This window comes from Streptomyces sp. NPDC028308 (genome assembly GCF_055565855.1).
Window position 1 is genome coordinate 89,646 of record NZ_JBVHTO010000018.1, and the last position, 26,419, is coordinate 116,064.

Genomic DNA, 26,419 nt, shown 5'->3' on the forward strand with positions numbered 1-26,419 from the left:
TCACCTGCGGTCCTCCAGGGTCGGGGGCGGCCTGTAGGTCCGTAAACGTTCGCGTAAGCGCTTACGTAAGCGTCTGCGAGGCACCGCAGTTCCGGGGCCAGCGTCGGCGGAATGCTGAGGGCGCCGCCGTAGGTGCCTCCGGGGTCGGGGGAGGGGCGAGTGTGTACGTAAACGTTCGCGTAAGCGCTTACGTGGAGGCTTACGTAGGCGTTCACGCATCGCCGCGGAACCGAGGTCGGCGTGGGCGCAATGCTGGGGATGTCACCGTGCGCGCCTCCGGGGTTCAGGAGGTGAGCTTCCATGTAAGCGCTTGCGTAAACGCTTACGCGTCGCCGCAATACCGAGGCCGGCGTGGGCGCAACACCGGGGCGGCCGTGGGCGCAACGCCGGGGGCGCCGCCGTAAGCGTCTCCGGGAGCGGGGAGGCAAGCTTGACGTTCGCGTAAGCGCTTACGTAAACGTTTACGCATCACCGCAGTCCCGGAGCCAGCGTTGGCGGAATATTGGGGGGCGCCTCCGTAGGTGCCTCCGGGGTCGGGGGCGAGTGCGTGCGTAAGCGTTCGCGTAAACGCTTACGCAAGCGTTTACGCCTAGCCCCCGACCGCGCTACCTGGCCGCCTCCACCCACCGGTACACCAGCTCCGGCCGGCCGACCTGACCGTACAGCGGGCTCCGGCCGGCCCAGCCCGCGTCCACCAGGTGCTCCAGGTACCGGCGGGCCGTGATCCGGGAGATGCCGACCGCCTCGCCGACGCCCGCCGCGGTCAGGCCTTCCCCGGAGTCCCGCAGCGTCCGCGTGACCCGTTCCAGCGTCGGTGCGCTGAGCCCCTTGGGCAGCGCCGCCGGACCCGGTGCGCGGAGGGTCGCGAGCGCGCGGTCGACCTCGTCCTGCCCGCTGGCCTCACCCGCGGCCGCGTGGAACTCGGCGTAGCGCACGAGCCGGTCCCGCAGGGTGGCGAAGGTGAAGGGCTTCAGTACGTACTGCACGACTCCGAGCGAGACGCCCTCCCGCACCACGGCGAGGTCGCGCGCCGACGTCACGGCTATGACGTCCGCCTGGTAGCCGGCGGCGCGCAGGGAGCGGGCGAGCTGAAGGCCGTGCACGTCCGGGAGATGCAGGTCGAGCAGCAGCAGGTCCACCGGCGTACGGTCCAGCGCGCGCCGCGCCTCCGCGCCCGTACGGGCCTTGCCGACCGCGGTGAAGCCGGGCACGCGGCCGACGTACATGACGTGCGCGTCGGCGGCGACCGGGTCGTCCTCGACCACGAGTACGCGGATGGGCTCGGTCATGCGTCGCCTCCAGGCAGGGCGGTGCGGGGGGTGCGGGCGGGCCGGGCGGGTCCGGGCACCCGGTCCGCGAGCAGGACGGCCGCGGCGGACTCCGCCCCGGACCGACCCGCCGCGCCCGGGGCGGAGCCCACCGTAGGCAACGGCATCCGCACCTCGAACTCCGCCCCGCCCCCGGCCGCCTCCGTCACCGTCAGCGTGCCGCCGTGACGGCTCACCGCCTGGCGCACGAGGGCGAGCCCGAGCCCCCGGCCGCCGGGCCCCGCGGGCTTCGTGGACCAGCCGCGCTCGAAGACGGCCTCCGCGTGGGCCGGGGCCACTCCCGCGCCGGTGTCCGCGACCCGCAGGACCAGCCCCTCCTCGTCCGTGCACGCCGTCACCGTCACCCGTGCCCCCACCGAACCCTGCGCCGCGTCCACCGCGTTGTCGATGAGGTTGCCGAGGATCGTCACGAGGTCACGGGCGGGCAGCGAGGGCGGGAGCAGGCCGTCGTCGAGGCCGCTCTCCTCCGACACCACCAGCTCCACGCCCCGCTCGTTCGCCTGCGCGGCCTTGCCGAGCAGCAGCGCGGCGAGGACCGGTTCGCTGACGGCGGCCACCACCTGGTCGGTCAGCGCCTGCGCCAGCTCCAGCTCCGCCGTGGCGAAGTCGACGGCCTCGTCGGCACGCCCCAGTTCGATCAGGGACACCACCGTGTGCAGACGGTTCGCGGCCTCGTGCGCCTGCGAGCGCAGCGCCTGCGTGAAGCCGCGCTCGGAGTCCAGCTCGCCCATCAGGGACTGCAGTTCGGTGACGTCGCGCAGGGTCACGACCGTGCCTCGGCGCTCGCCGCCCGACACCGGCGAGGTGTTGACGGCCAGCACCCGGGTCTCCGTCAGATGCACCTCGTCCATCCGGGGCTCGGAGGACAGCAGCGCCCCCGTCAGCGGTGCGGGCAGGCCGAGCCGGGCGACCGAGAGGCCGACGACCTCGCCGCTGACGCCCAGCAGTTCCCGGCCGCCGTCGTTGATCAGCGCCACCCGGTACTGCCCGTCCAGCATCAGCAGCCCCTCGCGTACGGCGTGCAGGGCGGCCTGGTGGTAGTCGTGCATGCGGCTCAGCTCGGCGGCGTTCATGCCGTGGGTGTGGCGGCGCAGCCGGGCGTTGATCACGTACGTGCCGACGGCGCCCAGGGCGAGCGCCCCGGCGGCGGCCCCGAGCAGGGCGGTGACCTGGTCCTGGACCCGGGCGGTGATGGCCTCGACCTTGATGCCGGCGCTGACCAGGCCGACGATGCGGCCGCCGTCGCTGATCGGGGTGACCGCGCGTACGGACGGGCCGAGGGTGCCGGTGTACGTCTCGGTGAACGACTGGCCGTCCAGGGCGCGGGACGTGTGGCCGAGGAAGTGCTGCCCTATCAGGTCCTCGTCCGGGTGGGTCCAGCGGATGCCCCGCGGATCCATGATCGTCACGAAGTCCACGCCGGTGTGCCGCTGCACCCGCGTCGCGTACGGCTGCAGGCTCCGCGTCGGGTCGGGGGTGCGGATGGCCGCGCGTACGGAAGGGGCGTCCGCGACCGAGCGGGCGACCGCCATGGCCTGGCGGCCCGCGGCCTCCTCGGCCTGGCTGCGGTCGCTGATGTACGTGAAGAGCGCGTATCCGGCGACCAGGACCGCGATCAGCACGGCCTGCATCGCGAAGAGCTGGCCGGCCAGGCTGCGGGGGGTCGGGACGCGGGGGAGGCGCATTCCGTCAGTCTGCCTCGCGCGGTGAGCGTGAACTAAATGAACGGAAGGGTGACCGCCCTCACAGGCCGGGAGATAGTCACCGCACCGGGGAGTCGCTTTCCCGGTCGCGCAGGGGCCGCGTCCGCCGGCCCCACCCCACCGGGAGCCCCCACTCCCGGACCGCTCGGGAGCCCCGCTCCCGGCATCACCGGGAGCCCCCCCACTCCTGGTTACGCCCGGGAGCCCCGCTTCCGGCACCACCGGGAGTCCCCACTCCCGGCACCGCCCGGGACCCCACTCCCGGCTACGTCCGGGAGCTCCCCCGCTCCCGGTTCCGCCCGGACGTGAGCCGCACGCCGGATGATGCCGACGACGTCGTCAAGGAGGGCAGCCGTGACCAGCACACCCGGAACGGCACCTGCCGCACCCGCAGCCAAGCGGGACCGCACGCACTATCTGTACATCGCCGTGATCGTCGCCGTGGTCCTCGGCATCGCCGTGGGCCTGATCGCCCCCGACTTCGCGGTCGAGCTGAAGCCCATCGGCACCGGCTTCGTGAACCTGATCAAGATGATGATCTCGCCGATCATCTTCTGCACGATCGTGCTGGGCATCGGCTCCGTGCGCAAAGCCGCCAAGGTCGGCGCCGTCGGCGGTATCGCGCTCGGCTACTTCCTGGTCATGTCGCTGGTCGCGCTCGCCATCGGCCTGGTGGTGGGCAACATCCTGGAGCCGGGCACCGGGCTCGCGGTGACCGAGTCGGTCAAGGAGGCCGGTCAGGGACAGGTGTCCGCCGAGGCGCTGCCGCCGGTGGAGTTCGTCCTGTCGATCATCCCGACGACGATGGTGTCGGCGTTCACCGAGGGCCAGGTCCTGCAGACCCTGCTGGTCGCGCTGCTCGCCGGCTTCGCGCTCCAGGCGATGGGCTCGGCGGGCCAGCCGGTGCTCCGCGGCATCGAGCACATCCAGCGGCTCGTCTTCCGCATCCTCGCCATGGTGATGTGGGCGGCGCCCCTCGGCGCCTTCGGCGCGATCGCCGCGGTCACCGGTTCCGCGGGCCTGGACGCCCTCAAGAGCCTGGCCGTACTGATGCTTGGCTTCTACGTCACGTGCTTCCTGTTCGTCTTCATCGTGCTCGGCGCGCTGCTGCGGATCGTCGCGGGCCTCAACATCCTGACGTTCTTCAAGTACCTCGGCCGTGAGTTCCTGCTGATCCTGTCCACCTCCTCCTCCGAGTCCGCGCTGCCGCGGCTCATCGCGAAGATGGAGCACCTGGGCGTGAGCAAGCCGGTGGTCGGCATCACCGTCCCGACCGGCTACTCCTTCAACCTCGACGGCACGATGATCTACATGACGATGGCGTCGCTCTACATCGCCGACGCCCTCGGCAAGCCGATGTCCGTCGGGGAGCAGATCCCGCTGCTGCTCTTCCTGCTGGTGGCCTCCAAGGGCGCCGCGGGTGTCAGCGGCGCCGGTCTGGCCACGCTGGCCGGTGGACTGCAGTCGCACAAGCCCGCGCTGGTGGACGGCGTCGGTCTGATCGTCGGCATCGACCGCTTCATGAGCGAGGCGCGCGCCCTCACCAACTTCGCGGGCAACGCGGTCGCCACCGTGCTGATCGGCACCTGGACCAAGGAGATCGACCGCGAGCGGGTCGACCAGGTGCTCGCCGGACAGCTCCCCTTCGACGAGGAGACGCTCCTGGACCACGACGAGGACGCCTCCCCGGCCGGGCTGCCCGAGCAGGGCGGCGAGAAGGAACTGGTCAAGGCGTAGAGCTTCGCCGGGCCCCTCCCTGATGGGGGCCCGGCGGAACCGGGCCCGGGCGCCGACGGCGCCGGGTGCCCCGAGAACGCCGAGCGGCCGGGCCATCCCCCCGTAGGCCCGGCCGCCCGGTGCGGCACGGACGCCGCGCCGAGCCGCCGTCCGGGACCTGCCGTTCGGACGTCCAGGCCGAACCGAGCGGACTCCGCTCCGCAGGCCCGCCCCACCATCAGGACCTACTTGCTCAGCTCCGCCACCAGGCCGGTGGCTCGGGAGGCGGGTACGCCCGCCGTGGTCAGCATCGTGACCGCGGCCGAGCGGCCCGCCTCCTCCGCTGCCAGCAGGCCGTCGTTCACCGCCTCCATCAGGGCGAACAGCATCTGCTCGTGCACATAGGCGAGCGCCCGCGGCGGCAGCGGGGACTCGAACACGCCCTGCTCCAGACCGCGTCCGATCAGCTCGGCGCTGGCCTCCCGGACGGGCGTGAGGCGGTCCCGGATGCCCTGGACGGTCACGCTGCGCTGGGCGAGCGCGACCAGCAGCCGGTAGCGGTCGGCGATCTCCCAGACCGCCAGCGTCGAGCGGACCAGCGACTCCGCGGGGTCCTCGACGCCCTCGCGTCCCGCCGCGTGCGCCGCCTCCACCGCCTCCACCGCACCCTCGAAGAGCGTGCCGATCAGTGCCTCGCGGCTCGGGAAGTGCCCGTACACCGTGCGCCGGACGACACCCGCGGCCCGGGCGATCTGGTCCATGGACGCGTCGGGGTCGCGCAGCAGTTCGGCCAGTGCGACATCGAGGATGCGCCGTCGGTTCACGTCGGCGCGGCTGGCGTTACCCGTGGTCATGGCTGTCATTCTGCCTGCCCTTCGTCCTCGGCCCTCGCCGTGTCCGCCCGGTCTGCGTCCCTGCCTCCCGGATTTGCACAGCCTTGTGCAATGACGTACGTTGCACAGTGTCGTGCAATTGCACGGTGCTGTGCAAGTGGTCAGGTGAGAGGGCCACCGCGCAGGTCCATCGCGGCGGCGGGCCGACCGTCCGCTCCCGCGCGAGTCGACACAGGAAGGGCGACCCGTACCCATGCGTCTCGTCATGAACGAACCGGTCGAGAGGATGGACCGGCCCTACGCCCGGCGCTGGTGGGCCCTGCTGGTGCTCTGCCTGAGCCTGCTGATCATCGTGATGGCGAACACCGCGCTCACGGTCGCCGCCCCGGACATGACCCAGGACCTCGGCCTGTCCAGTGCCGACCTCCAGTGGGTCATCGACGGCTACACCGTCCCGTACGCCGCGCTGATGCTGCTGCTCGGCGCGATCGGCGACAAGTACAGCCGCCGCGGCGCCCTCGTCCTCGGGCTCGTCGTCTTCGGCGGCGGGGCCGTCGCCGGTTCCCTCGTCGGCAGCTCCACCGGGGTCATCGCGGCCCGGGCCGTCATGGGCGTGGGCGCGGCGCTGATCATGCCCGCGACGCTCTCGCTGCTCGCCGCGACCTTCCCGCGCGCCGAGCGCGCCAAGGCGATCACGCTGTGGACCGCCACCGCCGGACTCGCCATCGCGGCAGGACCGCTCGTCGCCGGCGCCCTCCTGGAGCACCACGGCTGGTCCTCGACCTTCCTGATCAACGTGCCGGTCGCCGCCGTGGCCATCGTCGGCGCCCTCGTCCTCGTACCGCCGTCCGCCGCCGCGCACCACAATCGTGTCGACTACATCGGCGGGCTGCTCTCCGTAATCTGGATCGGCGCGCTCGTCTACATGATCATCGAGGGACCGCACTTCGGCTGGGGCGTGAAGGCCGTGACCGCCGCGGTCGTCGCCGGCCTCGGTCTCGTCCTCTTCGTCCTGTGGGAGCTGCACCACTCGCACCCGGTCGTCGACGTGCGCCGCTTCGCGAACCGCGGGTTCGCGGGCTCCAACCTCGCGGTCGCGCTCTTCTTCCTGGCCGTGTTCGGCGCCTTCTACTTCCTCACCCAGCACCTCCAGTTCGTCCTCGGCTACGACGCCCTGGACACGGGCGTGCGCATGCTGCCGCTCGCCGGAGCCGTCTTCGTCGGCTCGGCGCTCACCGGGTACCTGACCCCGCGCGTCGGCATGCGGATCACCGTCACCGCGGGCATGGTCGGCGGCACGGCGGCCCTCGCGCTGCTCACCCGCATCGACGCCTCGTCCTCGTACGGCGATTTCGTGCTGCCGCTCGTGGTCCTGGGGCTCGCGATCGGGCTGGCGCTCTCGCCCTGCACGGACGCCATCATGGGCGCGTTCCCCGAGTCCGAGCTGGGCGTCGGCGGTGCGGTCAACGACACCTCGCTGGAGCTGGGCGGCTCCCTCGGGATCGCCATCCTCGGTTCGGTGCTGGCGAGTTCGTACTCCTCCCAGCTGTCCGACGCCACCGCGGGCCAGGGGCTCCCGGCGGGCGCCCTCTCCACCGCGCAGGACTCGGTGGGCGCCGGCTACGCGGTCGCCCAGGGCATCGGCGACAAGGCCCGGCAGGCGGGCGAGCAGGCGGCCCACGCGCAGAACGCCGAGCAGGCGGCCCAGTTGAAGTCGCAGGCCGACCAACTCGCCGAAGGCGCCCGGCACATGGCCGACGCGGTCGGCGCGTCCTTCTCCGACGCGGTCGCTCACACCAGCCTGGTCGGCGCGGTGGTCCTCGGCGTCGGCACGGTGCTGGTGGCGGTCATGCTGCCGCGCAAGGGGCGTACGGCGCGGACGGAGCCGGAGCCGGAGCCGGCGGCGGCGCAGCTCACGGACGCCGACGAGCCGAAGGCGCCGAAGGCCGACAGGACTTCGCGCGGTGACGGGACTCCGGCCGACGCGGGCTCCGACGGCGAGAAGGCCACCGACGAGAAGTCCGAGACCGTCGGCGGACGCGACCGGGCCTGACGCACGAGTCGCACGGACCCGGGCCGGGGTCCGGGGAGCCGGGGGGCTTCCCGGGCTCCGGCCCTGCCGTGTCTCACGCGTAGGGGTCGGTGATCTCCCGGAGCATCGTCAGCGCTTCCCGCAGTTGGGTCATCCGACGCCTGCCGAGGTGCGCGGCCCACTCCGCCTCCACCTCGGCCACCGCGGCGGCGGCGACGGGAACGGCCGCGAGCCCGCGCTCGGCGACGCACACCAGCCGGGCCCGCCGGTCGGTCGGGTCCGGCACCCGCCGCACGTACCCCGCCCGCTCCAGCTGGTCGACCAGGAAGCCGGCCGTCTGCTTGGTCACCTGGGCCTGCTCGGCCAGGTCGGTCAGCCGGGTGCCGTCCGGGCCGATGCGCTGCATGACGCGGGCCTGGGCCGGGGTGAAATCGTCGAAGCCCGACTCGGCCAGCGCGGCGAACACGCGGTTCTCCAGTGCCCGGTACGGGATGAACAGGAGCAGCCCGGTGTTGAGCTCGCTCTCCGTCACCATGATCGCCACTCCATCGTGAGCCGTCCCGCTCCTTGACTTCGGTCAGTCTCTCTGACTAATTTGGTCAGAGAAGCTTACCATTTCGAGTAGGCGGTGATTCCCATGGGCGTCGTCCTCGGCACCGAGGAGCGGTGGCAGGTGATCGACGGCGAACGGGCCGGTCTCGCCGCCCTGCTCCAGGAGCTGCGTCCCGAGGAGTGGGACCGGCCCACCCAGTGCGGCGACTGGCGGGTCCGCGACGTCGCCGCGCATCTGGCGCTGGCCCCGCACATCACGTACGGCACGGCGGTACGCGAGTTCGTCCGCGCCCGGGGGAGCACGGACCGGATGATCCACGACACCGCCGTGCGCGCCGGGCGGCGGCCGGCCGAGGAGATCCTCGCCGACATCCGTGCCACCGTCGGCTCCCGGCGTCTCGCGCCCGGCACCACCCGGCGCGAGCCCCTCCTCGACATCCTCGTCCACGGCCAGGACATCGCCCTGGCCGTCGGCCGTGCGCGCGTCATGCCCGTCGCCGCCGCGTGCGACGCCGCCGACCGGGTGTGGACCATGCGGTTCCCGCCGCGCCCGTGGCCGCTGCCGCGCGCCCGGCTGGTCGCCACCGACGCCGACTGGACGCGCGGCTCGGGCGAGGAGATCCACGGCCCGGTCTCGGCCCTGCTGCTCCTGCTGACGGGACGTACGGCGGCGGCGCTGCCCCGCCTGACCGGCGCCGTGCCGACCCGCCCCTGATCCGGCACGGTCGGGCCCTGAGCCGCTCGTCGTGCCCCGGTTCCCCGCCGGGCAAGGGGCCAGGAGTCGGCGGTGTCCGGCAGGATGGCGCCCGCGTCGGGAGCGGCGTGCACGGTGGCCACGGCGCGCGCCTCGCCTGGACCGCCCCCGACGGACAGCGGCGTCGCGCCCGCCAGGCCGCCCCACACCAAGACCGCCGAGGGTGTGCCGCCGTACATCAGTCCCCCTTCCCGAGCGGCACGGCGCCGCGAGCCGTGGCGCCGACCGTCTCCGTGACCGCCCCCGGCAGCCACTCCCGGGCCTGCCCGAACGAGTAACCGAGCCCGGTGGCAAGGGAGTTGTCCATCGCGTAGGAGCGCGCGAACGAGAACGGCGAGACCTCTCCGGCGTCCACGGTCCGGAACACGGTCCTGCCGCCGGGGACGTGCGCGGCCACCGCGCGGCACAACTCCTCGGTGGTCAGCGTCCCGTGGGAGGCGGCGTTCACCGGCCCGGTGAAGTCCGCGCCGGTCACCCACATGAGGAAGTCGGCGATCTCCTCGACGTGGATGTACGTCGCCGGACGGTTCACCGCCGGTACGGCGATCGGCTCACCCGCCTCGATCCGCCGGACGTAGTGGTCGAGCCGACCCGTGAAGTCGTCGTCCCCGCCCAGCACATGGGCGACCCGCACGCTGACGTGGGGGAAGTCCGGGTCCCGGGCGAACACCGCCTCGGCCTGCCGCTTGCCCTCGCCGTAGTGGGCGTCGAGGAACGCCGGGTCGTCCCAGGGGAGGCCGAGGTCCACCGCGACCGTCCGCGGGTCGACGGCCCCCTCGCGCACCGGCGTCGGCGAGTCCTCGTACTCGTACACCTCGACCGTGGAGGTCATCACGTACCGCCGGGTGCGGCCGGTGAACACGCGGCGCGCGACCTCCGCCTGCCGGGGCGAGTAGCAGACCTGGTCGACGACGACGTCGAAGGTGCGCGGACCGAGCGCGGCCGTCAGGGCCCGCTCGTCCCGGCGGTCGGCGATGAGGTGGACCGTGCCGTCGGGCGGCGGCGCGGAGCCGCGGTTGACGACCGTGACGCGGTCCCCGGCGGCCAGCAGCCGGGCGATGAGCCGCTTTCCGAAATAGCGGTTTCCGCCGATGACACACACGTCACGCACGACGCCCTCCTGAATTCCCTTTGTCCGCACCCGGCGGCCGCCGGCCGTGCGGTCATAATTCTTCCGTCGCGGACAGCGGCGCTGAAGGGGGAGTCATGGGAGATCAGGCCGTCGCACCGAAGGAACCACGGTCCCAGCGCGGCGTCACCGACGAAACGTCGGCGGCCTTCGACGGGCTGGACCGTCGCATCCTCGAACTGCTGCAGACCGACGGCCGGATCAAGCTCAGCGAACTGGGCCGGCGGGTCAGCCTGAGCCCGGCGGCGGTCGCCGAGCGCGTCCGGCGGCTGGAGTCCGCCGGGGCCGTCACCGGGTACGGCGCCCATGTCGCCCCCGCCCGCCTCGGCTACGGCATCCAGGCCTTCGTCCGCGTGAACCCGCACGGCGGTTACACCCTCGGGCACCCGAGGACCCGCGAACTCCTCGCCCGGCCCGAGGTCGTCGAGGTCCACCACGTCGTCGGCGAGGACTGCTGGATCCTCAAGGTGGCGGTACGGGACACCGTCCACCTGGAGGACGTCCTGGCCCAGACCTCCGCCCTCGGCCGGACCACGACGTCGATCGTCCTGTCCTCCCCGGTGGAACGGAAACCGCTGCTCCCGCCCCCGCCGCGGTGAACCGCTTGCCCTGACGTCGGCGTCAAGGTCTACCGTCGTGGACATGCGAATCGGCGAGCTGGCGGCGCGGGCCGGGACGACCACGCGGACCCTGCGCTACTACGAGACGCGGGGGCTGCTGCCCGCGCGGCGGGGCGAGAACGGGTACCGGACCTACGACGAGGACGACCTGACGCTGCTGCGGCAGATCAGGACCCTCCAGGACTTCGGGTTCGACCTGGAGGAGACCCGGCCCTTCGTGGAGTGCCTGCGGGCCGGGCACCCCGAGGGCGACTCCTGCCCCGCCTCGCTCGCCGTGTACCGCCGCAAGCTCGGCGAACTCGACGCGCTGATCGGTGAGTTGCAGGAGGTGCGCGCCCACGTCGGCGCCCAGCTGGCGAGGGCCGAGCGGGCGCGCGACGAGCTGGCGGCGGACGCGGAGGTTCCGGGCGGCCCGGAACCGGTGTGCGAACTGGGAGGACGGACGCAGTGATCAGAGCGGCAGGAGTGGCCGAGGTGACGGACGCGGACTTCGCGGCGGAGGTGATCGGGGCGGAGCTGCCGGTGCTGGTGGAGTTCACCGCCGACTGGTGCCCGCCGTGCCGGCAGATGGGCCCGGTGCTCAGCGCCCTCGCCGCCGAGGAGGACGGCCGGCTGAAGGTGGTCCAGCTCGACGTGGACACCAATCCGCAGACCGCTCTCGCCTACGGGGTGCTGTCGATGCCGACCTTCATGGTGTTCCGGGGCGGCGAGCCGGTGCGCTCCATGGTCGGCGCCCGGCCGAAGCGGCGGCTGCTGGAGGAGCTGTCCGACGTGCTCTGAACCCGGAGCGGTCCCGGAGCGACTCCGCCTGGTGCCGGGAACGAAAAAATCCCTCGAGCAATTGCGCTCGGGGGATTTCTCTGCGTATATTCAATGATTCGCGACTTCGTAATTGAGGTCGCGAATGAGGTTCACTGCGCACAGTATATCCGGCCGGGAGCGGAATTGTCAAACACCGAATTTCCAGACGATGAATTGCGGCACGAGCAGGAATTCATCGACGCCCTGTACGCCCGCGTGGACACCCTGCGCGGCGCCACGGAGGCGTCCGTCGTCGACGCGCTCGGTCAGGGCAACACCCCGATGCAGGCCAGGCTGGAACGGGACGTCCTCGTCGCCGAGCGCTCCGGGCTGCTGGCCGCCCTGAACGCGGTGGACGGCTCCCTCTGCTTCGGCCGCATCGACCTCACCACCGGCGTCAGCCACCACATCGGCCGTATCGGCATCCGCGCCGACGACGCCGAGCTCACCCCGATCCTGATCGACTGGCGGGCCCCGGTCGCCCGCCCCTTCTACCTCGCCACCGGCCACACGCCGATGGACCTGCGCCGCCGCCGGCACATCACCACCGACGGCCGCCGGGTCACCGCCCTGCACGACGAACTGCTCGACCTCGGCGAGCGGGAGCGCACCGGCCACGAGGACCCGGCGGGCGACGCCGTGCTGCTCGCCGCCCTCAACTCGGCCCGCACCGGCCGGATGAGCGACATCGTGCAGACCATCCAGGCCGAGCAGGACCGCATCATCCGCGCCCCGCACCGGGGCGTCATGGTCGTCGAGGGCGGCCCCGGCACCGGCAAGACCGCCGTCGCGCTGCACCGGGCCGCGTTCCTCCTCTACGAACACCGCGAGCTGCTCGCCAAGCGGGCCGTCCTCATCGTCGGCCCGAACCCCGCCTTCCTCGGCTACATCGGCGAGGTGCTGCCCTCGCTCGGCGAGACGGGCGTGCTGCTCGCCACCGTCGGCGAGCTGTTCCCCGGCGTGCGGGCCACCGCCACCGACACGCCCGAGGCGGCCGCCGTGAAGGGCCGCGCGGACATGGCCGACGTCCTCGCCGCCGTCGTACGAGACCGGCAGGCGCTGCCCGATCCGGTCATCGCCATCGAGCACGACCGCGACATACTGATGCTCGACGAGGGCCTCGTGCGGGTGGCCCGCGAGCGTGCCCGCGAGGCGAAGCTGCCCCACAACGCGGCGCGCGAGCACTTCGAGGGCCACGTCCTCAACACCCTCACCGACATGCTCGCCGAGCGGATCGGCACCGACCCCTTCGACGGCTCCAACCTGCTCGACCCCGGCGACATCACCCAGATCCGCGACGAACTCGCCGAGAACCCCGAGGTCTGGTCCGCGATCGACCAGTTGTGGCCCCGGTTGACCCCGCAGCGCCTGGTCGCCGACTTCCTGGCGGCCCCGGAGGGGTACGTCGCCGACGAGGACGCGGCAGCGATCCGTCGGCCGGTCACCCGTGCGTGGACCGTCGCGGACGTCCCCCTCCTGGACGAGGCGGCCGAACTCCTCGGCGAGGACGACCGGCTGGCGCGGGCCGCCGCCGAGCGGGAGCGCAACGCGCAGGTCGCCTACGCCCAGGGCGTGCTGGACGTCTCCTACGCCTCCCGGACCTACGAGTTCGAGGACAAGGACGAGGAGGACTCCGAGATCCTGTCCGCGCACGACATCATCGACGCCGAGCGGTTCGCCGAGCGGCACGAGGAGGACGACCACCGCAGCGCCGCCGAACGTGCCGCGGCCGACCGCACCTGGGCGTTCGGGCACATCATCGTCGACGAGGCGCAGGAGCTGTCCCCGATGGCCTGGCGGCTGCTGATGCGGCGCAGCCCGACCCGCTCGATGACGCTGGTCGGAGACCCCGCGCAGACGTCCGAGGCGGGCGGCGTCGGCTCCTGGTCGGACATCCTCGCCCCGTACGTCGAGGACCGCTGGGAGCACACCCGCCTCGCCGTCAACTATCGCACCCCGTCCGAGATCATGGACCTCGCGGCGGCCGTGCTGCGCGCCGGGAACCCGGACTTCGAGCCGCCCAGCTCGGTGCGCTCCACCGGCGTACGGCCCTGGGTGCGCGCCACCGACGACCTGCCCGGCGCCGTCGCTGAGGCCGTCGCCGAACTCACCCCCGCCGAGGGACGGCTCGCCGTGATCGCGCCCCGCGACCTGCACCGGGCGCTGGCCGCCCGGCTGGACGGGGTGAGCGCCGGCGCGGAGCCGGACCTGACCCGCACCGTCGTGCTGCTCGACCCCCGGCAGGCCAAGGGGCTGGAGTTCGACTCCGTCCTGGTGGTCGAGCCGGGGCGGTACGGGACGAGCGATCTGTACGTCGCCCTGACCCGCGCCACCCAGGTACTGGGCGTGCTGCACACCGGGGACGTGCCCGAGGCCCTGAAGACGGCCTGACGCCGGAGGGGCTGAATCCGTCCGGGGGAGGATTCAGCCCGTCCGGCGCCGGTGAGCGGGTCGCGGATCAGGCCGGGCGCAGCCACACCGTCGACAGGGGCGGCAGGGTCAGCCGGATGCTCGCCGGACGGCCGTGGGCGCCCTGCGGCTCCGGCTTCACCGGGTGCGGGTTGGTGACGTCGCTGCCGCCGTACCGGCCGAGGTCGGTGTTGAGGACCTCGTGCCAGGCGGGCACGTCGTCCGGCACCCCGAGCCGGTAGTCGTGCCGGACCACCGGCGCGAAGTGGGAGACGGCGAGCAGCGGGGAGCCGTCCGCGTCGTACCGCAGGAAGGCGAAGACGTTGTCCTCCGCTGCGTCCCCGGCGATCCACGCGAACCCGGAGGGGTCGGTGTCCCGCTCCCACAGGGCGGGTTCGCCCTGGTAGACGGTGTTGAGATCGCGGACCAGGTCGCGGACGCCGCGGTGGTCGGCCTCCGCGCCGTACGCCGGGTCGAGCAGCCACCAGTCGGGTCCGTGCGCCTCGGACCATTCGGCGCCCTGCGCGAACTCCTGGCCCATGAAGAGGAGTTGCTTGCCGGGGTGGGCCCACATGAAGCCGAGGTAGGCGCGGGTGGTGGCCCGCTGCTGCCACCAGTCGCCCGGCATCTTCGACACCAGCGACCGCTTGCCGTGCACGACCTCGTCGTGGGAGATCGGCAGCACGTAGTTCTCGCTGTAGGCGTACACCATCGAGAAGGTCATCTCGTCGTGGTGGTACCGGCGGTGGACCGGCTCGTGCTGCGCGTAGCCGAGCGAGTCGTGCATCCAGCCCATGTTCCACTTCAGCCCGAAGCCCAGGCCGCCGAATCCGCCGGGCCCGGTGTGGTGGGTGGCGCGGGTGACGCCGTCCCAGGCGGTCGACTCCTCGGCGATGGTGACCACGCCCGGATTCCGCCGGTACACGGTGGCGTTCATCTCCTGGAGGAAGGCCACCGCGTCCAGGTTCTCCCGGCCGCCGTGCTCGTTCGGCGTCCACTGGCCGGGTTCACGCGAGTAGTCGAGGTAAAGCATGGAGGCGACGGCGTCCACGCGCAGGCCGTCGATGTGGAACTCCTCGCACCAGTACACGGCGTTGGCGACCAGGAAGTTCCGCACCTCGCGGCGCCCGTAGTCGAACTCCAGCGTGCCCCAGTCCGGATGGGCCGCCCGCAGCGGGTCCGCGTGCTCGTACAGCGGACGCCCGTCGAACTCGGCCAGTGCCCAGTCGTCGCGCGGGAAGTGCGCGGGCACCCAGTCCATGAGCACGCCGATCCCGGCCCGGTGCAGGGCGTCGACCAGGTACTTGAAGTCGTCCGGAGTGCCGAGCCGGGCCGTCGGCGCGTAGAACCCGGTGACCTGGTATCCCCACGAGCCGCCGAACGGGTGCTCCGCCACCGGCATCAACTCGACGTGCGTGAAGCCCAGGTCTGCCACGTACGCGGGCAGCTGCTCGGCGAGCTGACGATACGTCAGACCGGGCCGCCAGGACGGCAGGTGGACCTCGTACACCGAGAAGGGCGCCTCGTGCGCGGGCCGCCGCGCACGCGCGGACATCCACTCCTCGTCCCGCCACTCGTGGTGCGAGGCCTCGATGATCGAGGAGGTGCTGGGCGGCACCTCGGTGCGCCGGGCCATCGGGTCGGCCCGCAGGGTCTTCGAACCGTCGGCCCTGGTGATCTCGAACTTGTACAGCTCGCCCTCGCCGATCGCGGGCACGAACAGCTCCCACACCCCGGACGAGCCGAGCGAGCGCATCGGATACCCGGTGGCGTCCCAGTAGTTGAAGGTGCCGGCCACGCGCACGCCGCGCGCGTTCGGCGCCCACACCGTGAACCGGGTGCCGGTCACTCCCTGGTGCACCATCGGCTGCGCGCCGAGCGCCTTCCAGAGCTGCTCGTGCCGGCCCTCGCCGAGCAGGTGCAGGTCGAAGTCGCCGATCGCGGGCAGGAACCCGTACGCGTCCTCCGTCTCCTGCACCACCGACTCGTAGGTGACGACCAGCCGGTGTTGAGAGGGGACCTCTCGCAGCGGCAGCACTCCCGAGAAGAAGCCGTCGCCGTCGTCCCGCAGCTCGGCCCGCGTCTCGCCGACGACGACGGACACCGCCAGGGCGTACGGGCGCAGCGCGCGGAAGGCCACGCCGCCGGGCACGACGTGCGCGCCGAGCACCCCGTGCGGGTCGTGGTGCGTGCCGTTCAGCAGCCGCTCCCGGTCGTCCGGCTCGACACCGGCGAAGGCGGGCGGCTCCGGCGGCCCGGCGGGCGCGGGCACCTGAGCGGGCGCGGGCGCGGGCACCTGGGCACTGGTGGGCTCGGGCCCCTGGGCGGACGCGGGCTCGGGTGTCCGGGGCGCGGTGACCGAGACGCCCGCCTGATCGCTCCGCCGCCCGGCGCCCGTACCGCCGGCCCGTTTCTGGGCGGGCACCTTCTTGTCCGCGGTCTTCTTCGCGGCCGTCTTCCCGGCCGGTGTCCGCGCGGCCGTGGTCCCGGCGGCCGTGGTCTTCGTCGCCGCGGCCTTCACGACCGCCGACTTCCTGGCGGCGGCCTTCTTCCCCGTCGCCTTCTTCGCCGCCGGTGCGCCCTCGGCGGCCTTCTTGACGGCCGCCTTCTCCTCGGCGGAGCGTTTCGGGGCCGCCGTGGTCTTCTTCCCGGCCGCCTTCTTCGCGGCGGCCGTCCTCTTGCCGTCGGCCGCCTTCTCGGCGGCGGCCGGCTTCCTCGCGTTCGCGCCGGTCTTCTTCGGACTGTCCTCGGACGGGGGACGGGGGGTCACGGGCAGGGCCTCCTCGGCAGGGGTGAGGTGGGGCGGTTCGGGGCGCGGGTCACGGCGAGCCGTCGTCCGCGGCGAGCCGGCGCACCGCGGCCATCGGCACCGGCAGCCAGTCGGGCCGGTGCCGGGCCTCGTACAGCACTTCGTATATCGCCTTGTCCGTCTCGTAGGCGCGCAACAGGACCGGATCGGTGCGCGGGTCGCGCCCGGTGACCTCCGCGTACCCGCTGCAGTACGCCGCCCGGCAGGCGTCGGCCCAGCCCGCCGCCCGGGACTCGGCCGAGTGCGCCGCGTAGTCGAAGGAGCGCAGCATCCCCGCGATGTCCCGCACGGCAGGCTGCGGCATCCGGCGTTCCGCGAGCGGCTTCGACGGTTCGCCCTCGAAGTCGATCAGCGACCACTCGCCGGACGCGGAGCGCAGGCACTGCCCGAGGTGCAGGTCGCCGTGGATGCGCTGGGCGGTCCAGGTGTGACCCTCGCCCGCCAGGTCGGACAGGGCCTGGAAGGCGGAGCGCAGCCCGGGGGCGTACGGCCGCAGGGCGGGCACCGCCTGCGCGGCGGCCTCCAGCCGCTCGGTCATGCCGTCGACGATCAGTTGCAGCTGGGGCGGGCCGACGGTGACCGTGGGCAGCGCGCGGGCGAGCGCGGTGTGCACCTCGGCCGTGGCGCGGCCGAGCGCCCGGGCCTCGGCGCTGAAGTCCTCGCCCTTGGCCAGCTCGCGCAGCGCGAGCTCCCAGCCGTCGGCGGCACCCTGCACGAAGGGCTGCATGACACCGAGGACGTACGTCTCGTCGGCCAGGTCCGCGAGCACCCACGCCGTGGGGGCGGGCACCCGCGGGCAGCCCTCGCGGGCCAGCACCAGCGGCAGCTCCAGATCGGGGTTGACCCCGGGCACGATCCGGCGCAACAGCTTCAGGATGAACGTATCTCCATAGACGATGGAGGAGTTGGACTGCTCCGCCGTCACCACCCGCGGAACCAGGTCCTCCCGGATGTCCTGGCGCCGGTCGCGCTCGAACCGCAGGTCCCCGATGCGGGCCTGCGTCCGCAGCGCTTCGAGCAGCACGTCGGCGGAGCGTGGGTCGTACAGGGCCTCGTAGGCGGTCCGTCCGGCCAGCGGGCCCTCGTCGAGATGGCCGATCAGCGCGGGCGCCAGCCGGGGCGGCAGCGCCTCGCGCACGCCTATCAGCAGCTGGTAGCAGTCCCCGGGGTGGGCGAGGGCGCCCGGTGCCGGGGTGAGCGGCTGGTGTGCGCGTACGAGGAGGTGGAACAGGCCCGTCGTGGAGCCGGGCGGCAGCAGCTCGGTGGCTGCCACCAGGGTGAAGCCGGTCACCGGACGCCCTTTGCCCGCGAACCAGCGCTGCCGCGGCAGCCATTCTCGCAGCAGTGGATCGAGGGACGCGAGCAGATCAGGGCGGGCGACCGGGGCCGTGACTGGGTGGGTTGCGGCTTCCGACATGGCGTCGCGTCCTTTCCCCGGGAGGTCGGGGCGGGGTGTTACTGATGCGTGCCCCGGTCGGGCCGGTGGAAACCGACCCGACCGGGTTCTGCGCGGCTTCTGCCCCGCTTCTACGCGGCGTCCTTGCGGAGCCGGAACCAGTAGAAGCCGTGACCGGCGAGCGTCAGCAAGTACGGCAGCTCGCCGATGGCCGGAAAGCGCACCCCGCCGATCAGCTCGACCGGATGCCGACCGCTGAACGCGCTCAGGTCCAGCTCCGTGGGCTGCGCGAAGCGGGAGAAGTTGTGCACGCACAGCACGAGGTCGTCCTTGTACTCGCGCAGGAACGCGATGACGGCCGGGTTGGTGGAGGGCAGTTCGGTGTACGAGCCGAGGCCGAACGCCAGGTTCTGCTTGCGGATCTCGATCATGCGCCGGGTCCAGTGGAGCAGGCTGGAGGGGCTGCTCATGGACGCTTCGACGTTGGTGACCTGGTAGCCGTAGACCGGGTCCATGATCGTCGGCAGGAAGAGCCGGCCCGGGTCGCACGACGAGAAGCCCGCGTTGCGGTCCGGGGTCCACTGCATCGGCGTGCGGACGGCGTCGCGGTCACCGAGCCAGATGTTGTCGCCCATGCCGATCTCGTCGCCGTAGTACAGGATCGGCGAGCCGGGCAGGGACAGCAGCAGCGCGGTGAACAGCTCGATCTGGTTGCGGTCGTTGTCCAGCAGCGTGGCCAGCCGCCGCCGGATGCCGATGTTGGCGCGCATGCGCGGGTCCTTGGCGTACTCCGCGTACATGTAGTCGCGTTCCTCGTCGGTGACCATCTCCAGGGTCAGCTCGTCGTGGTTGCGCAGGAAGATGCCCCACTGGCAGCCGGACGGGATCGCCGGCGTCTTGGCCAGGATCTCCGACACCGGGTAGCGCGACTCCCGGCGCACCGCCATGAAGATGCGCGGCATCACCGGGAAGTGGAACGCCATGTGGCACTCGTCGCCGCCCGAGGGGAAGTCGCCGAAGTAGTCGACGACGTCCTCCGGCCACTGGTTCGCCTCCGCCAGCAGCACCGTGTCCGGGTACTGCGTGTCGATCTCCTTGCGGACCCGCTTGAGGAACTCGTGGGTTGCCGGAAGGTTTTCGCAGTTGGTTCCCTCGACCTGGTACAGGTACGGCACCGCGTCCAGCCGGAACCCGTCGATGCCGAGGTCCAGCCAGAACCGCAGCGCGGAGATGATCTCCTCCTGCACGGCCGGGTTCTCGTAGTTGAGGTCGGGCTGGTGGGAGAAGAAGCGGTGCCAGAAGTACTGCTTGCGGACGGGGTCGAAGGTCCAGTTGGATGCTTCGGTGTCGACGAAGATGATGCGGGCGTCCTGGTACTGCTTGTCGTCGTCGGCCCAGACGTAGTAGTCGCCGTAGGGGCCGTCGGGGTTGTTGCGGGACTCCTGGAACCACGGGTGCTGGTCGCTGGTGTGGTTCATGACGAAGTCGATGATGACGCGCATGCCGCGCTGGTGGGCGGCGTCGACGAACTCCACGAAGTCGGCGAGGTCGCCGAACTCGGGCAGCACGGCGGTGTAGTCGCTGACGTCGTAACCGCCGTCGCGCAGCGGTGACTTGAAGAAGGGCGGCAGCCAGAGGCAGTCGACGCCGAGCCACTGGAGGTAGTCGAGTTTGGCCGTGAGGCCCTTGAGGTCACCTACGCCGTCGCCGTTGCTGTCCTGGAAGGAGCGGACGAGGACCTCGTAGAAGACGGCTCGTTTGAACCATTCCGGGTCGCGGTCCTTGGCGGGGGTGTCCTCGAAGGTGTCCGGGACGGGCTCGTTGACGATCATATGGCGGGTGACCCTCCGATCTGCGGTGAGGACGGTCGCAGGACGGTGAGGATGTGCGCCGGCCTGTGACCCGGCTCGAGACGCACATAGTTGGCCCTGCCCCAGTTGTAGGTCTCACCGGTGAGCTCGTCGCGCACCGGCACGGACTCGTGCCAGTCCAGGCCGAGTTGCGGCATGTCCAACGAGACCGTGGCCTCCTGGGTGTGGTGAGGGTCCAGGTTCGCCACCACCAGAACCGTGTTCGAACCGCTGCGCTTGGAGTAGGCGATCACGGCTTCCTTGTCCGTGGAGTGGAAGTGCAGGTCACGCAGCTGCCGCAGGGCCGGGCTGCGGCGCCGTACCGCGTTGAGGGACGCGAGGAGAGGCGCGATGCTGCGGCCCTCGCGCTCCGCCGCCGCCCAGTCGCGGGGGCGCAGTTCGTACTTCTCGGAGTGCAGGTACTCCTCGCTGCCCTCCCGCAGGGGCACGTTCTCGCAGAGCTCGAACCCGCTGTAGACGCCCCACGTCGGGGAGAGCGTCGCAGCCAGCACCGCCCGCAGCTCGAACGCCGGACGGCCGCCCCGCTGGAGGAACTCGTGCAGGATGTCAGGGGTGTTCACGAAGAAGTTCGGCCGCATGTAGGCGGCGGCCTCGCCCGACAGCTCGGTCAGGTACTCCGTCAGCTCCTCCTTCGTGTTGCGCCAGGTGAAGTAGGTGTACGACTGCTGGAAGCCGATCGCCCCGAGGGTGTGCATCATCGCGGGCCGGGTGAACGCCTCGGCCAGGAAGATCACGTCGGGGTCGGCGCGGTTGACGTCCGCGATGACCTGCTCCCAGAACACCACCGGCTTGGTGTGCGGGTTGTCCACCCGGAAGATCCGCACGCCGTGGTCCATCCAGTGCCGCAGGACGCGCACGGTCTCCTCGACCAGGCCCGGCATGTCCCGGTCGAAGGCGATCGGGTAGATGTCCTGGTACTTCTTCGGCGGGTTCTCCGCGTAGGCGATGGTCCCGTCGGGGCGGTGGTGGAACCACTCGGGGTGCTTCTCGACCCACGGGTGGTCGGGGGAGCACTGGAGCGCGAAGTCCAGGGCCACCTCCAGGCCGAGGCCCGAGGCCCGCCGTACGAAGGCGTCGAAGTCCTCGATCGTGCCCAGGTCCGGGTGGACGGCGTCGTGGCCGCCCTCCGGTGAGCCGATCGCCCACGGCACGCCCACGTCGTCCGGACCCGCGGACAGCGTGTTGTCGGGGCCCTTGCGGAAGGTGGTGCCGATGGGGTGGATCGGCGGGAGGTAGACGACGTCGAAGCCCATCTCCGCGATCGCGGGCAGCCGCTCGGCGGCCGTGCGGAACGTCCCGCTGACCGGCGGCTCGCCCGGCCGGACCACGGCGCCCTCGGAGCGCGGGAAGAACTCGTACCAGGCGCCGTACAGCGCCCGTTCGCGCTCCACGACGAGGGGCAGCGGCGCCGAGGAGGTGACGAGTTCCCGCAGCGGACGGCGGGCGAGGACCTCGTCCACCTCGGGGGTGAGCGCGGCGGCGAGCCGGGACGCGGCGGGGCGCTCTCCGTCGCGCAGCGCGGCCACGGCGGCGAGGACGACGTCCCGTGCGCCGCCGTCCGGCAGGCCGGCGGCCGCCCGTTCGTACAGGCGGGCCCCCTCCTCCAGGACCAGCTCGGTGTCCATTCCCGCGGGGATCTTGATGCCCGCGTGGTGGCGCCAGGTGGCGACCGGATCGCTCCACGCCTCGACGGCGTAGGTCCAGTGGCCCTCCGTCGGCACGGAGACGGTGGCGCCCCAGCGGTCGGTGCCGGGGGCGAGTTCACGCATCGGGGTCCAGGGCCCCTCGCGGCCCTCGGCGTCCTTGAGGACGACGTTGGCGGCGACCGCGTCGTGGCCCTCGCGGAAGACCGTGGCCGATATCTCGAACGACTCGCGCACCACCGCCTTCGCGGGGCGTCGTCCTTCCAGGACGCGTGGCCGGACGTCCAGGACAGGGATGCGTCCGACCCCCGCCGTGACCTCCGCGGAGGGTTTCGCCGCGGTGGGGGGACCTGGGGGACCTGAATCGACCCTGCTCATGGAGGGTGTGACGGTGTGCTGCGTCGGGGGTGGCGACGTGTGGTGCTTGGCGGGCATGACCGCTCCTGTCCGCGTCAACGTGGGTGGGCGGATGAGAGTGTGGGGAGGTGGGTCCTGCGGGGCGTACCGGAGGAGCCTTCCCACCCTATTCGGGTGAGCAATCCGGCGCTTTGTTAACTACTCACCCGTAAATCTGCACACAAGACCGGCCTCGTCCGGAAGTTGCCGCGGCCGGCCGGACCCCGGCGGGCCGGCCGGGGTGCGCTCCCATGCGCGCCGCTACGGACGGCTCGTCCGCAGCAGCCGGTCCGGCGAGCCGGGCCCCTCGCCGGTGACCTTCCCGCGGCTGGCCCGCTCGACGAGCGCCTTGCCCACCCGGGCCGGCGAGGCCCCCGGGTGACCGGCGAGATAGAGCGCCGCGGCCCCTGTGACGTGCGGAGTCGCCATCGACGTGCCGGAGAGGGTGGCCTCGGCGGTGTCGCCGGTGTGCGACGCCGAGGTGATCGACACGCCCGGGGCGAACAGGTCGACCCGGGGACCGAAGTTGGAGAACCCGGCGCGGGCGTCGTTCCGGCCGGTCGCTCCGACGGTGAGCGCCTCCCCGACCCGGGCGGGCGAGTAGAGACTGGCCGAAAGTCCGTCGTTGCCCGCCGCGACGGCGTACGTGACGCCCGAGGCGATCGAATTGCGTACGGCCGTGTCCAGTTGCGCGTTCGCCGGGCCGCCGAGGCTCAGGTTGGCGACCGCCGGTTTCCTGGCGTGGCTGGTCACCCAGTCGATGCCCGCGATGACCTGGGCGGTGGTGCCGGCGCCCGCGTCGTCCAAGACCCGCACCGCGACGACGCGGGCCTTCTTGGCGACGCCGTACGTCCTCCCGGCTATGGTGCCGGCGACGTGCGTGCCGTGCCCGTTGCCGTCCCCGGCGGTGCGGTCGCCGTCGACGAAGTCCCAGCCGTCGCCCGCCCGGCCGCCGAAGTCCCGGTGGGTGACGCGGATGCCGGTGTCGATGACGTAGACGGTGACGCCGGCGCCCCCGGAATCCGGTGAGGCGTAGCGGTGGTCCAGCGGCCGGGCCGGCTGGTCGATCCGGTCCAGGCCCCAGGAGGGCGGGTTCCGCTGCCGGTGGTCGAGGCGCACCGCGGTGTCCTGGACGACCGAGACGACACGGGGGTCCGCCGCGAGCCGGCGTGCCCGGGCCGGGTCGGCCCGCACCGCGTACCCATTGAGAGCAGCGCGGTAGGTGTGGCTGATTTTCGCCCCATACGTCTCGGCGACGTCCCTCCCGGCCGCCGAGGACGCCGCGGTGCCCCCTTCGAGGGTCACGAGATAGCTCCCGTCCACCGCGCCGGGCCCCCCGGCCCCGGCTGTCCGTCCCTCGGGAGCGGCGTGCGCGGGCGGCGCGGTGGCCGAAAGCACCGCCGCGATGACGACCGCGACGAGGCCCCCCGCCCGGTACGGGCGTCTGGTGCGCGTCTGTGGCATGTCCGGGTTCCCCTCCCTGACTCGGCGCACGGGGGCCGCGGTTCACCCCGTCGGGCCGGGTCCGGGCCGGTGCGTCGGAGAGCAGCCTCTCGTGGGGCGCGAAGCGCCACAAGGGCGCACAGGCGGGCGGAACCGGCCATGGAGCGCACGACGGCCCGGTGGGAAGGTTGCGGCGAATTCACGCCGAAGTCGGCAGGCAGGCGCGGGAGACCCGCCGCGTGTCCCGCCGTGCGCCGTGGTTGCGAGGGCGCTCGTCCCGTTACCGTCGTGGGTGACGAAGGGCGCACAGCGACGTGCGTCCCTCTGCCGCGTACGTCCTCCGTGAAGGTGGAATTCGTGAAGGCAATCCGCAGGTTCACCGTTCGACCCGTACTCCCCGAAGCCCTTCACCCGCTCGTCGACCTCGCACGCAATCTGCGGTGGTCATGGCATGCGGAGACCCGTGATCTCTTCCAGTCCGTGGACCCCGAGCGCTGGACCGCGTCCGGCGGCGACCCCGTACGGCTGCTGGGCAGCGTGCCGACCGCGCGCCTCGCCGAGCTCGCCGAGGACCGGCGCTTCCTGCGCAGACTGGCCGCCGCCTCCGACGACCTGCGCGAATACGTGACCGGCGAGCGCTGGTACCAGACCCAGTCGGCCGAACTGCCCGCCGCCATCGCCTACTTCTCGCCCGAGTTCGGCGTCACCGCCGCCCTGCCCCAGTACTCCGGCGGCCTCGGCATCCTCGCCGGCGACCACCTCAAGGCCGCCAGCGACCTCGGCGTCCCGCTCATCGGCGTCGGCCTGCTCTACCGGCACGGCTACTTCCGCCAGTCCCTCTCGCGCGACGGCTGGCAGCAGGAGCACTACCCCGTCCTCGACCCGAACGAGCTCCCGCTGGTGCTGCTGCGCGAGGCCGACGGCACCCCCGCCCAGGTGTCCCTGGCACTGCCCGGCGGCAGCCGGCTGCGCGCCCGCGTCTGGCTGGCCCAGGTCGGCCGCGTCCCGCTCCTCATGCTGGACTCGGACGTCGAGGAGAACGCCCCCGGCGAACGCGGGGTGACCGACCGGCTCTACGGCGGCGGCAGCGAGCACCGGCTGCTCCAGGAGATGCTGCTGGGCATAGGAGGGGTGCGCGCGGTCCGCACGTACTGCCGGCTCACCGGTCACGCCCAGCCCGAGGTCTTCCACACCAACGAGGGACACGCAGGCTTCCTCGGCCTGGAGCGCATCGCCGAACTGTGCGACACCGGGCTCGACTTCGACTCCGGCCTCGAAGCCGTCCGCGCGGGCACCGTGTTCACCACCCACACCCCGGTCCCGGCCGGCATCGACCGCTTCGACCGGGAGCTGGTGGCCCGCCACTTCGGCCCCGACGCCGAACTGCCCCGGATCGACGTGGAGCGCATCCTGCGCCTGGGCATGGAGACCTACCCGGGCGGCGAGCCGAACCTCTTCAACATGGCCGTGATGGGGCTGCGGCTCGGCCAGCGCGCCAACGGCGTGTCCCTGCTGCACGGGCAGGTCAGCCGGGAGATGTTCTCGGGCCTGTGGCCGGGCTTCGACCCGGAGGAGGTCCCGATCACCTCGGTGACCAACGGGGTGCACGCGCCGACCTGGGTCGCCCCCGAGGTGTTCCGCCTCGGCGCCCGGCAGATCGGCGGCCGGCGCACCGAGGACGCGCTCACCGTCGGCGGCTCGGACCGCTGGGACGCGGTGGGCGAGATCCCCGACCAGGAGATCTGGGACCTGCGGCGCGTCCTGCGGGAACAACTCGTCACCGAGGTACGGCAACGCCTGTACGCCTCCTGGCGCCGGCGCGGCGCGGGCACGGCCGAACTGGGGTGGATCGACGGCGTCCTGGACCCCGACGTCCTGACGATAGGGTTCGCCCGCCGCGTCCCCTCCTACAAGCGGCTGACGCTGATGCTGCGCGACCGGGACCGGCTGATGGACCTGCTGCTGCACCCCGAGCGCCCGGTCCAGATCGTCGTCGCCGGCAAGGCGCACCCCGCCGACGACGGCGGCAAGCGCCTGATCCAGGAACTCGTCCGCTTCGCCGACGACCCCCGGGTGCGCCACCGCATCGTCTTCCTGCCCGACTACGGCATGGCGATGGCGCAGAAGCTCTACCCGGGCTGCGACATCTGGCTGAACAACCCGCTGCGCCCGCTGGAGGCCTGCGGGACGAGCGGCATGAAGGCCGCGCTGAACGGCTGCCTCAACCTGTCCGTCCTGGACGGCTGGTGGGACGAGTGGTTCCAGCCGGACTTCGGCTGGGCGATCCCGACGGCGGACGGCACGGCGACGGACGACGACCGCCGCGACGAACTGGAGGCCTCGGCCCTCTACGACCTCCTCGAACGCCGCGTCGCCCCGCGCTTCTACGAACGGGGGGAGGGCGGTCTGCCCGACCGCTGGATCGAGATGGTCCGCCAGACCCTGACGCACCTGGGTCCCAAGGTGCTGGCGGGCCGGATGGTCCGGGAGTACGTGGAGCGCCTCTACACGCCCGCGGCCCGCGCCCACCGCGCCGTGACCCCGGAGTCCGCCCGCGAGCTGGCCGGGTGGAAGTCCCGGGTGCGGGCGGCCTGGCCGCGGGTCACCGTCGACCACGTGGAGGCGTCGGCGGCGACGACCACCGCCGAACTCGGCACGACGCTCGACCTGAGGGTCCGCGTGGACCTCGCCGACCTCGGCCCCGACGACGTCGAGGTGCAGGCGGTCGCCGGGCGGGTGGACGCGCAGGACCGCATCGCGGACGCGGTGACGGTGCCCCTCAAGCCGGCCGGCGGCCCGGACATGGAGGGCCGCTGGGTCTACGAGGGCCCGCTGTCCCTGGACCGCACCGGTCCCTTCGGCTACACGGTCCGCATCCTGCCCGCGCACCGGCTGCTGGCGTCGAGCGCGGAACTGGGCCTGGTGACCGTCCCGTCGGAGGAGGCCGGCGAGGGGGCGGGCGTGCTGATGCGGTGAGGGCGTCC

Annotated in this window: 18 protein-coding genes; 8 read left to right on the forward strand and 10 right to left on the reverse strand. The window is 72.4% G+C overall.

From position 1 onward, the window contains the following. Positions 1–605: 605 nt before the first annotated feature. Both ACZ4VA_RS35810 and ACZ4VA_RS35815 read right to left on the reverse strand, forming a co-directional pair. Positions 606–1,289 carry a response regulator gene (locus ACZ4VA_RS35810; RefSeq protein ID WP_356169499.1) on the reverse strand — a complete coding sequence of 228 codons (684 nt, stop codon included), beginning with the start codon at positions 1,287–1,289 and terminating at the stop codon, positions 606–608. Beyond that, a complete protein-coding gene (locus ACZ4VA_RS35815) occupies positions 1,286–3,013 on the reverse strand; it encodes a sensor histidine kinase (protein WP_356169501.1) in 1,728 nt (575 codons plus the stop codon). The genes ACZ4VA_RS35810 and ACZ4VA_RS35815 overlap by 4 nt, the downstream gene beginning before the upstream one ends. 339 nt (positions 3,014–3,352) lie before the next feature. Here ACZ4VA_RS35815 and ACZ4VA_RS35820 point away from each other — a divergent pair, with 339 nt between their 5' ends. Further along, entirely contained in the window at positions 3,353–4,768 is a 1,416-nt protein-coding gene (locus ACZ4VA_RS35820) for a cation:dicarboxylate symporter family transporter (RefSeq protein WP_388904082.1), read from the forward strand. A 224-nt stretch (positions 4,769–4,992) separates the two neighbouring features. On the opposite strand, the gene ACZ4VA_RS35825 is transcribed toward ACZ4VA_RS35820, so the two are convergent. Further along, positions 4,993–5,610, reverse strand: a complete 618-nt coding sequence (locus tag ACZ4VA_RS35825; RefSeq protein WP_355792090.1) for a TetR/AcrR family transcriptional regulator — start codon at positions 5,608–5,610, stop codon at positions 4,993–4,995. Between the two features lie 223 nt (positions 5,611–5,833). On the opposite strand from ACZ4VA_RS35825, the gene ACZ4VA_RS35830 reads away from it, so the two are divergent. Next, the gene (locus ACZ4VA_RS35830; protein ID WP_355792087.1) at positions 5,834–7,633 is read left to right on the forward strand and encodes an MFS transporter; all 1,800 of its coding nucleotides are present in this window, start codon (positions 5,834–5,836) and stop codon (positions 7,631–7,633) included. Positions 7,634–7,706: 73 nt separating this feature from the next. Here ACZ4VA_RS35830 and ACZ4VA_RS35835 read toward each other — a convergent pair whose 3' ends face one another. Beyond that, positions 7,707–8,147 carry a MarR family winged helix-turn-helix transcriptional regulator gene (locus ACZ4VA_RS35835; RefSeq protein ID WP_468084067.1) on the reverse strand — a complete coding sequence of 147 codons (441 nt, stop codon included), beginning with the start codon at positions 8,145–8,147 and terminating at the stop codon, positions 7,707–7,709. A 102-nt stretch (positions 8,148–8,249) separates the two neighbouring features. Here ACZ4VA_RS35835 and ACZ4VA_RS35840 point away from each other — a divergent pair, with 102 nt between their 5' ends. After that, positions 8,250–8,879, forward strand: a complete 630-nt coding sequence (locus ACZ4VA_RS35840; RefSeq protein WP_468084120.1) for a maleylpyruvate isomerase family mycothiol-dependent enzyme — start codon at positions 8,250–8,252, stop codon at positions 8,877–8,879. 217 nt (positions 8,880–9,096) lie between these two features. On the opposite strand, the gene ACZ4VA_RS35845 is transcribed toward ACZ4VA_RS35840, so the two are convergent. Next, the gene (locus tag ACZ4VA_RS35845; RefSeq protein ID WP_468084069.1) at positions 9,097–10,029 is read right to left on the reverse strand and encodes an NAD-dependent epimerase/dehydratase family protein; all 933 of its coding nucleotides are present in this window, start codon (positions 10,027–10,029) and stop codon (positions 9,097–9,099) included. Positions 10,030–10,124: 95 nt separating this feature from the next. On the opposite strand from ACZ4VA_RS35845, the gene ACZ4VA_RS35850 reads away from it, so the two are divergent. The 4 genes from ACZ4VA_RS35850 to ACZ4VA_RS35865 all read left to right on the forward strand — a co-directional run bounded on the left by ACZ4VA_RS35850 (position 10,125) and on the right by ACZ4VA_RS35865 (position 13,859). Then, complete coding sequence (locus tag ACZ4VA_RS35850) at positions 10,125–10,646, forward strand: Lrp/AsnC family transcriptional regulator (RefSeq protein ID WP_355782544.1); 522 nt, start codon at positions 10,125–10,127, stop codon at positions 10,644–10,646. A gap of 43 nt (positions 10,647–10,689) precedes the next feature. After that, positions 10,690–11,118, forward strand: a complete 429-nt coding sequence (locus ACZ4VA_RS35855; protein WP_355782560.1) for a MerR family transcriptional regulator — start codon at positions 10,690–10,692, stop codon at positions 11,116–11,118. Next, the gene (locus tag ACZ4VA_RS35860; RefSeq protein WP_355782541.1) at positions 11,115–11,447 is read left to right on the forward strand and encodes a thioredoxin family protein; all 333 of its coding nucleotides are present in this window, start codon (positions 11,115–11,117) and stop codon (positions 11,445–11,447) included. The genes ACZ4VA_RS35855 and ACZ4VA_RS35860 overlap by 4 nt, the downstream gene beginning before the upstream one ends. 147 nt (positions 11,448–11,594) lie before the next feature. Continuing rightward, positions 11,595–13,859: a HelD family protein gene (locus ACZ4VA_RS35865; RefSeq protein WP_468084122.1), complete on the forward strand. Its 2,265-nt coding sequence runs from the start codon at positions 11,595–11,597 to the stop codon at positions 13,857–13,859. A 67-nt stretch (positions 13,860–13,926) separates the two neighbouring features. Here ACZ4VA_RS35865 and glgB read toward each other — a convergent pair whose 3' ends face one another. From glgB to ACZ4VA_RS35890, 5 genes are all read right to left on the reverse strand, one after another. Beyond that, positions 13,927–16,647: a 1,4-alpha-glucan branching enzyme gene (glgB, locus tag ACZ4VA_RS35870; RefSeq protein WP_468084072.1), complete on the reverse strand. Its 2,721-nt coding sequence runs from the start codon at positions 16,645–16,647 to the stop codon at positions 13,927–13,929. Positions 16,648–16,696: 49 nt separating this feature from the next. Next, positions 16,697–18,103, reverse strand: a complete 1,407-nt coding sequence (locus tag ACZ4VA_RS35875) for a maltokinase N-terminal cap-like domain-containing protein (RefSeq protein ID WP_356169518.1) — start codon at positions 18,101–18,103, stop codon at positions 16,697–16,699. 110 nt (positions 18,104–18,213) lie between these two features. Further along, positions 18,214–19,914 carry a maltose alpha-D-glucosyltransferase gene (treS, locus tag ACZ4VA_RS35880; RefSeq protein WP_355789481.1) on the reverse strand — a complete coding sequence of 567 codons (1,701 nt, stop codon included), beginning with the start codon at positions 19,912–19,914 and terminating at the stop codon, positions 18,214–18,216. Beyond that, complete coding sequence (locus tag ACZ4VA_RS35885) at positions 19,911–22,031, reverse strand: alpha-1,4-glucan--maltose-1-phosphate maltosyltransferase (protein WP_389390419.1); 2,121 nt, start codon at positions 22,029–22,031, stop codon at positions 19,911–19,913. Before ACZ4VA_RS35885 ends, treS begins: the two co-directional genes overlap by 4 nt. Before the next feature lie 222 nt (positions 22,032–22,253). Beyond that, complete coding sequence (locus tag ACZ4VA_RS35890) at positions 22,254–23,456, reverse strand: S8 family peptidase (RefSeq protein WP_468084075.1); 1,203 nt, start codon at positions 23,454–23,456, stop codon at positions 22,254–22,256. Positions 23,457–23,792: 336 nt separating this feature from the next. On the opposite strand from ACZ4VA_RS35890, the gene ACZ4VA_RS35895 reads away from it, so the two are divergent. Further along, positions 23,793–26,411, forward strand: a complete 2,619-nt coding sequence (locus tag ACZ4VA_RS35895) for a glycosyltransferase family 1 protein (RefSeq protein WP_355780785.1) — start codon at positions 23,793–23,795, stop codon at positions 26,409–26,411. The last annotated feature ends 8 nt before the right edge of the window (positions 26,412–26,419 follow it).

What these genes read in the sequence shown, in the direction of transcription:
- ACZ4VA_RS35810 (WP_356169499.1), bottom strand. Translation starts at nt 1,289, where the DNA reads ATGACCGAGCCCATCCGCGTACTCGTGGTCGAGGACGACCCGGTCGCC.
- ACZ4VA_RS35815 (WP_356169501.1), bottom strand. Translation starts at nt 3,013, where the DNA reads ATGCGCCTCCCCCGCGTCCCGACCCCCCGCAGCCTGGCCGGCCAGCTC.
- ACZ4VA_RS35820 (WP_388904082.1), top strand. Translation starts at nt 3,353, where the DNA reads ATGATGCCGACGACGTCGTCAAGGAGGGCAGCCGTGACCAGCACACCC.
- ACZ4VA_RS35825 (WP_355792090.1), bottom strand. Translation starts at nt 5,610, where the DNA reads ATGACAGCCATGACCACGGGTAACGCCAGCCGCGCCGACGTGAACCGA.
- ACZ4VA_RS35830 (WP_355792087.1), top strand. Translation starts at nt 5,834, where the DNA reads ATGCGTCTCGTCATGAACGAACCGGTCGAGAGGATGGACCGGCCCTAC.
- ACZ4VA_RS35835 (WP_468084067.1), bottom strand. Translation starts at nt 8,147, where the DNA reads ATGGTGACGGAGAGCGAGCTCAACACCGGGCTGCTCCTGTTCATCCCG.
- ACZ4VA_RS35840 (WP_468084120.1), top strand. Translation starts at nt 8,250, where the DNA reads ATGGGCGTCGTCCTCGGCACCGAGGAGCGGTGGCAGGTGATCGACGGC.
- ACZ4VA_RS35850 (WP_355782544.1), top strand. Translation starts at nt 10,125, where the DNA reads ATGGGAGATCAGGCCGTCGCACCGAAGGAACCACGGTCCCAGCGCGGC.
- ACZ4VA_RS35855 (WP_355782560.1), top strand. Translation starts at nt 10,690, where the DNA reads ATGCGAATCGGCGAGCTGGCGGCGCGGGCCGGGACGACCACGCGGACC.
- ACZ4VA_RS35875 (WP_356169518.1), bottom strand. Translation starts at nt 18,103, where the DNA reads ATGTCGGAAGCCGCAACCCACCCAGTCACGGCCCCGGTCGCCCGCCCT.
- treS (WP_355789481.1), bottom strand. Translation starts at nt 19,914, where the DNA reads ATGATCGTCAACGAGCCCGTCCCGGACACCTTCGAGGACACCCCCGCC.
- ACZ4VA_RS35885 (WP_389390419.1), bottom strand. Translation starts at nt 22,031, where the DNA reads ATGCCCGCCAAGCACCACACGTCGCCACCCCCGACGCAGCACACCGTC.
- ACZ4VA_RS35890 (WP_468084075.1), bottom strand. Translation starts at nt 23,456, where the DNA reads ATGCCACAGACGCGCACCAGACGCCCGTACCGGGCGGGGGGCCTCGTC.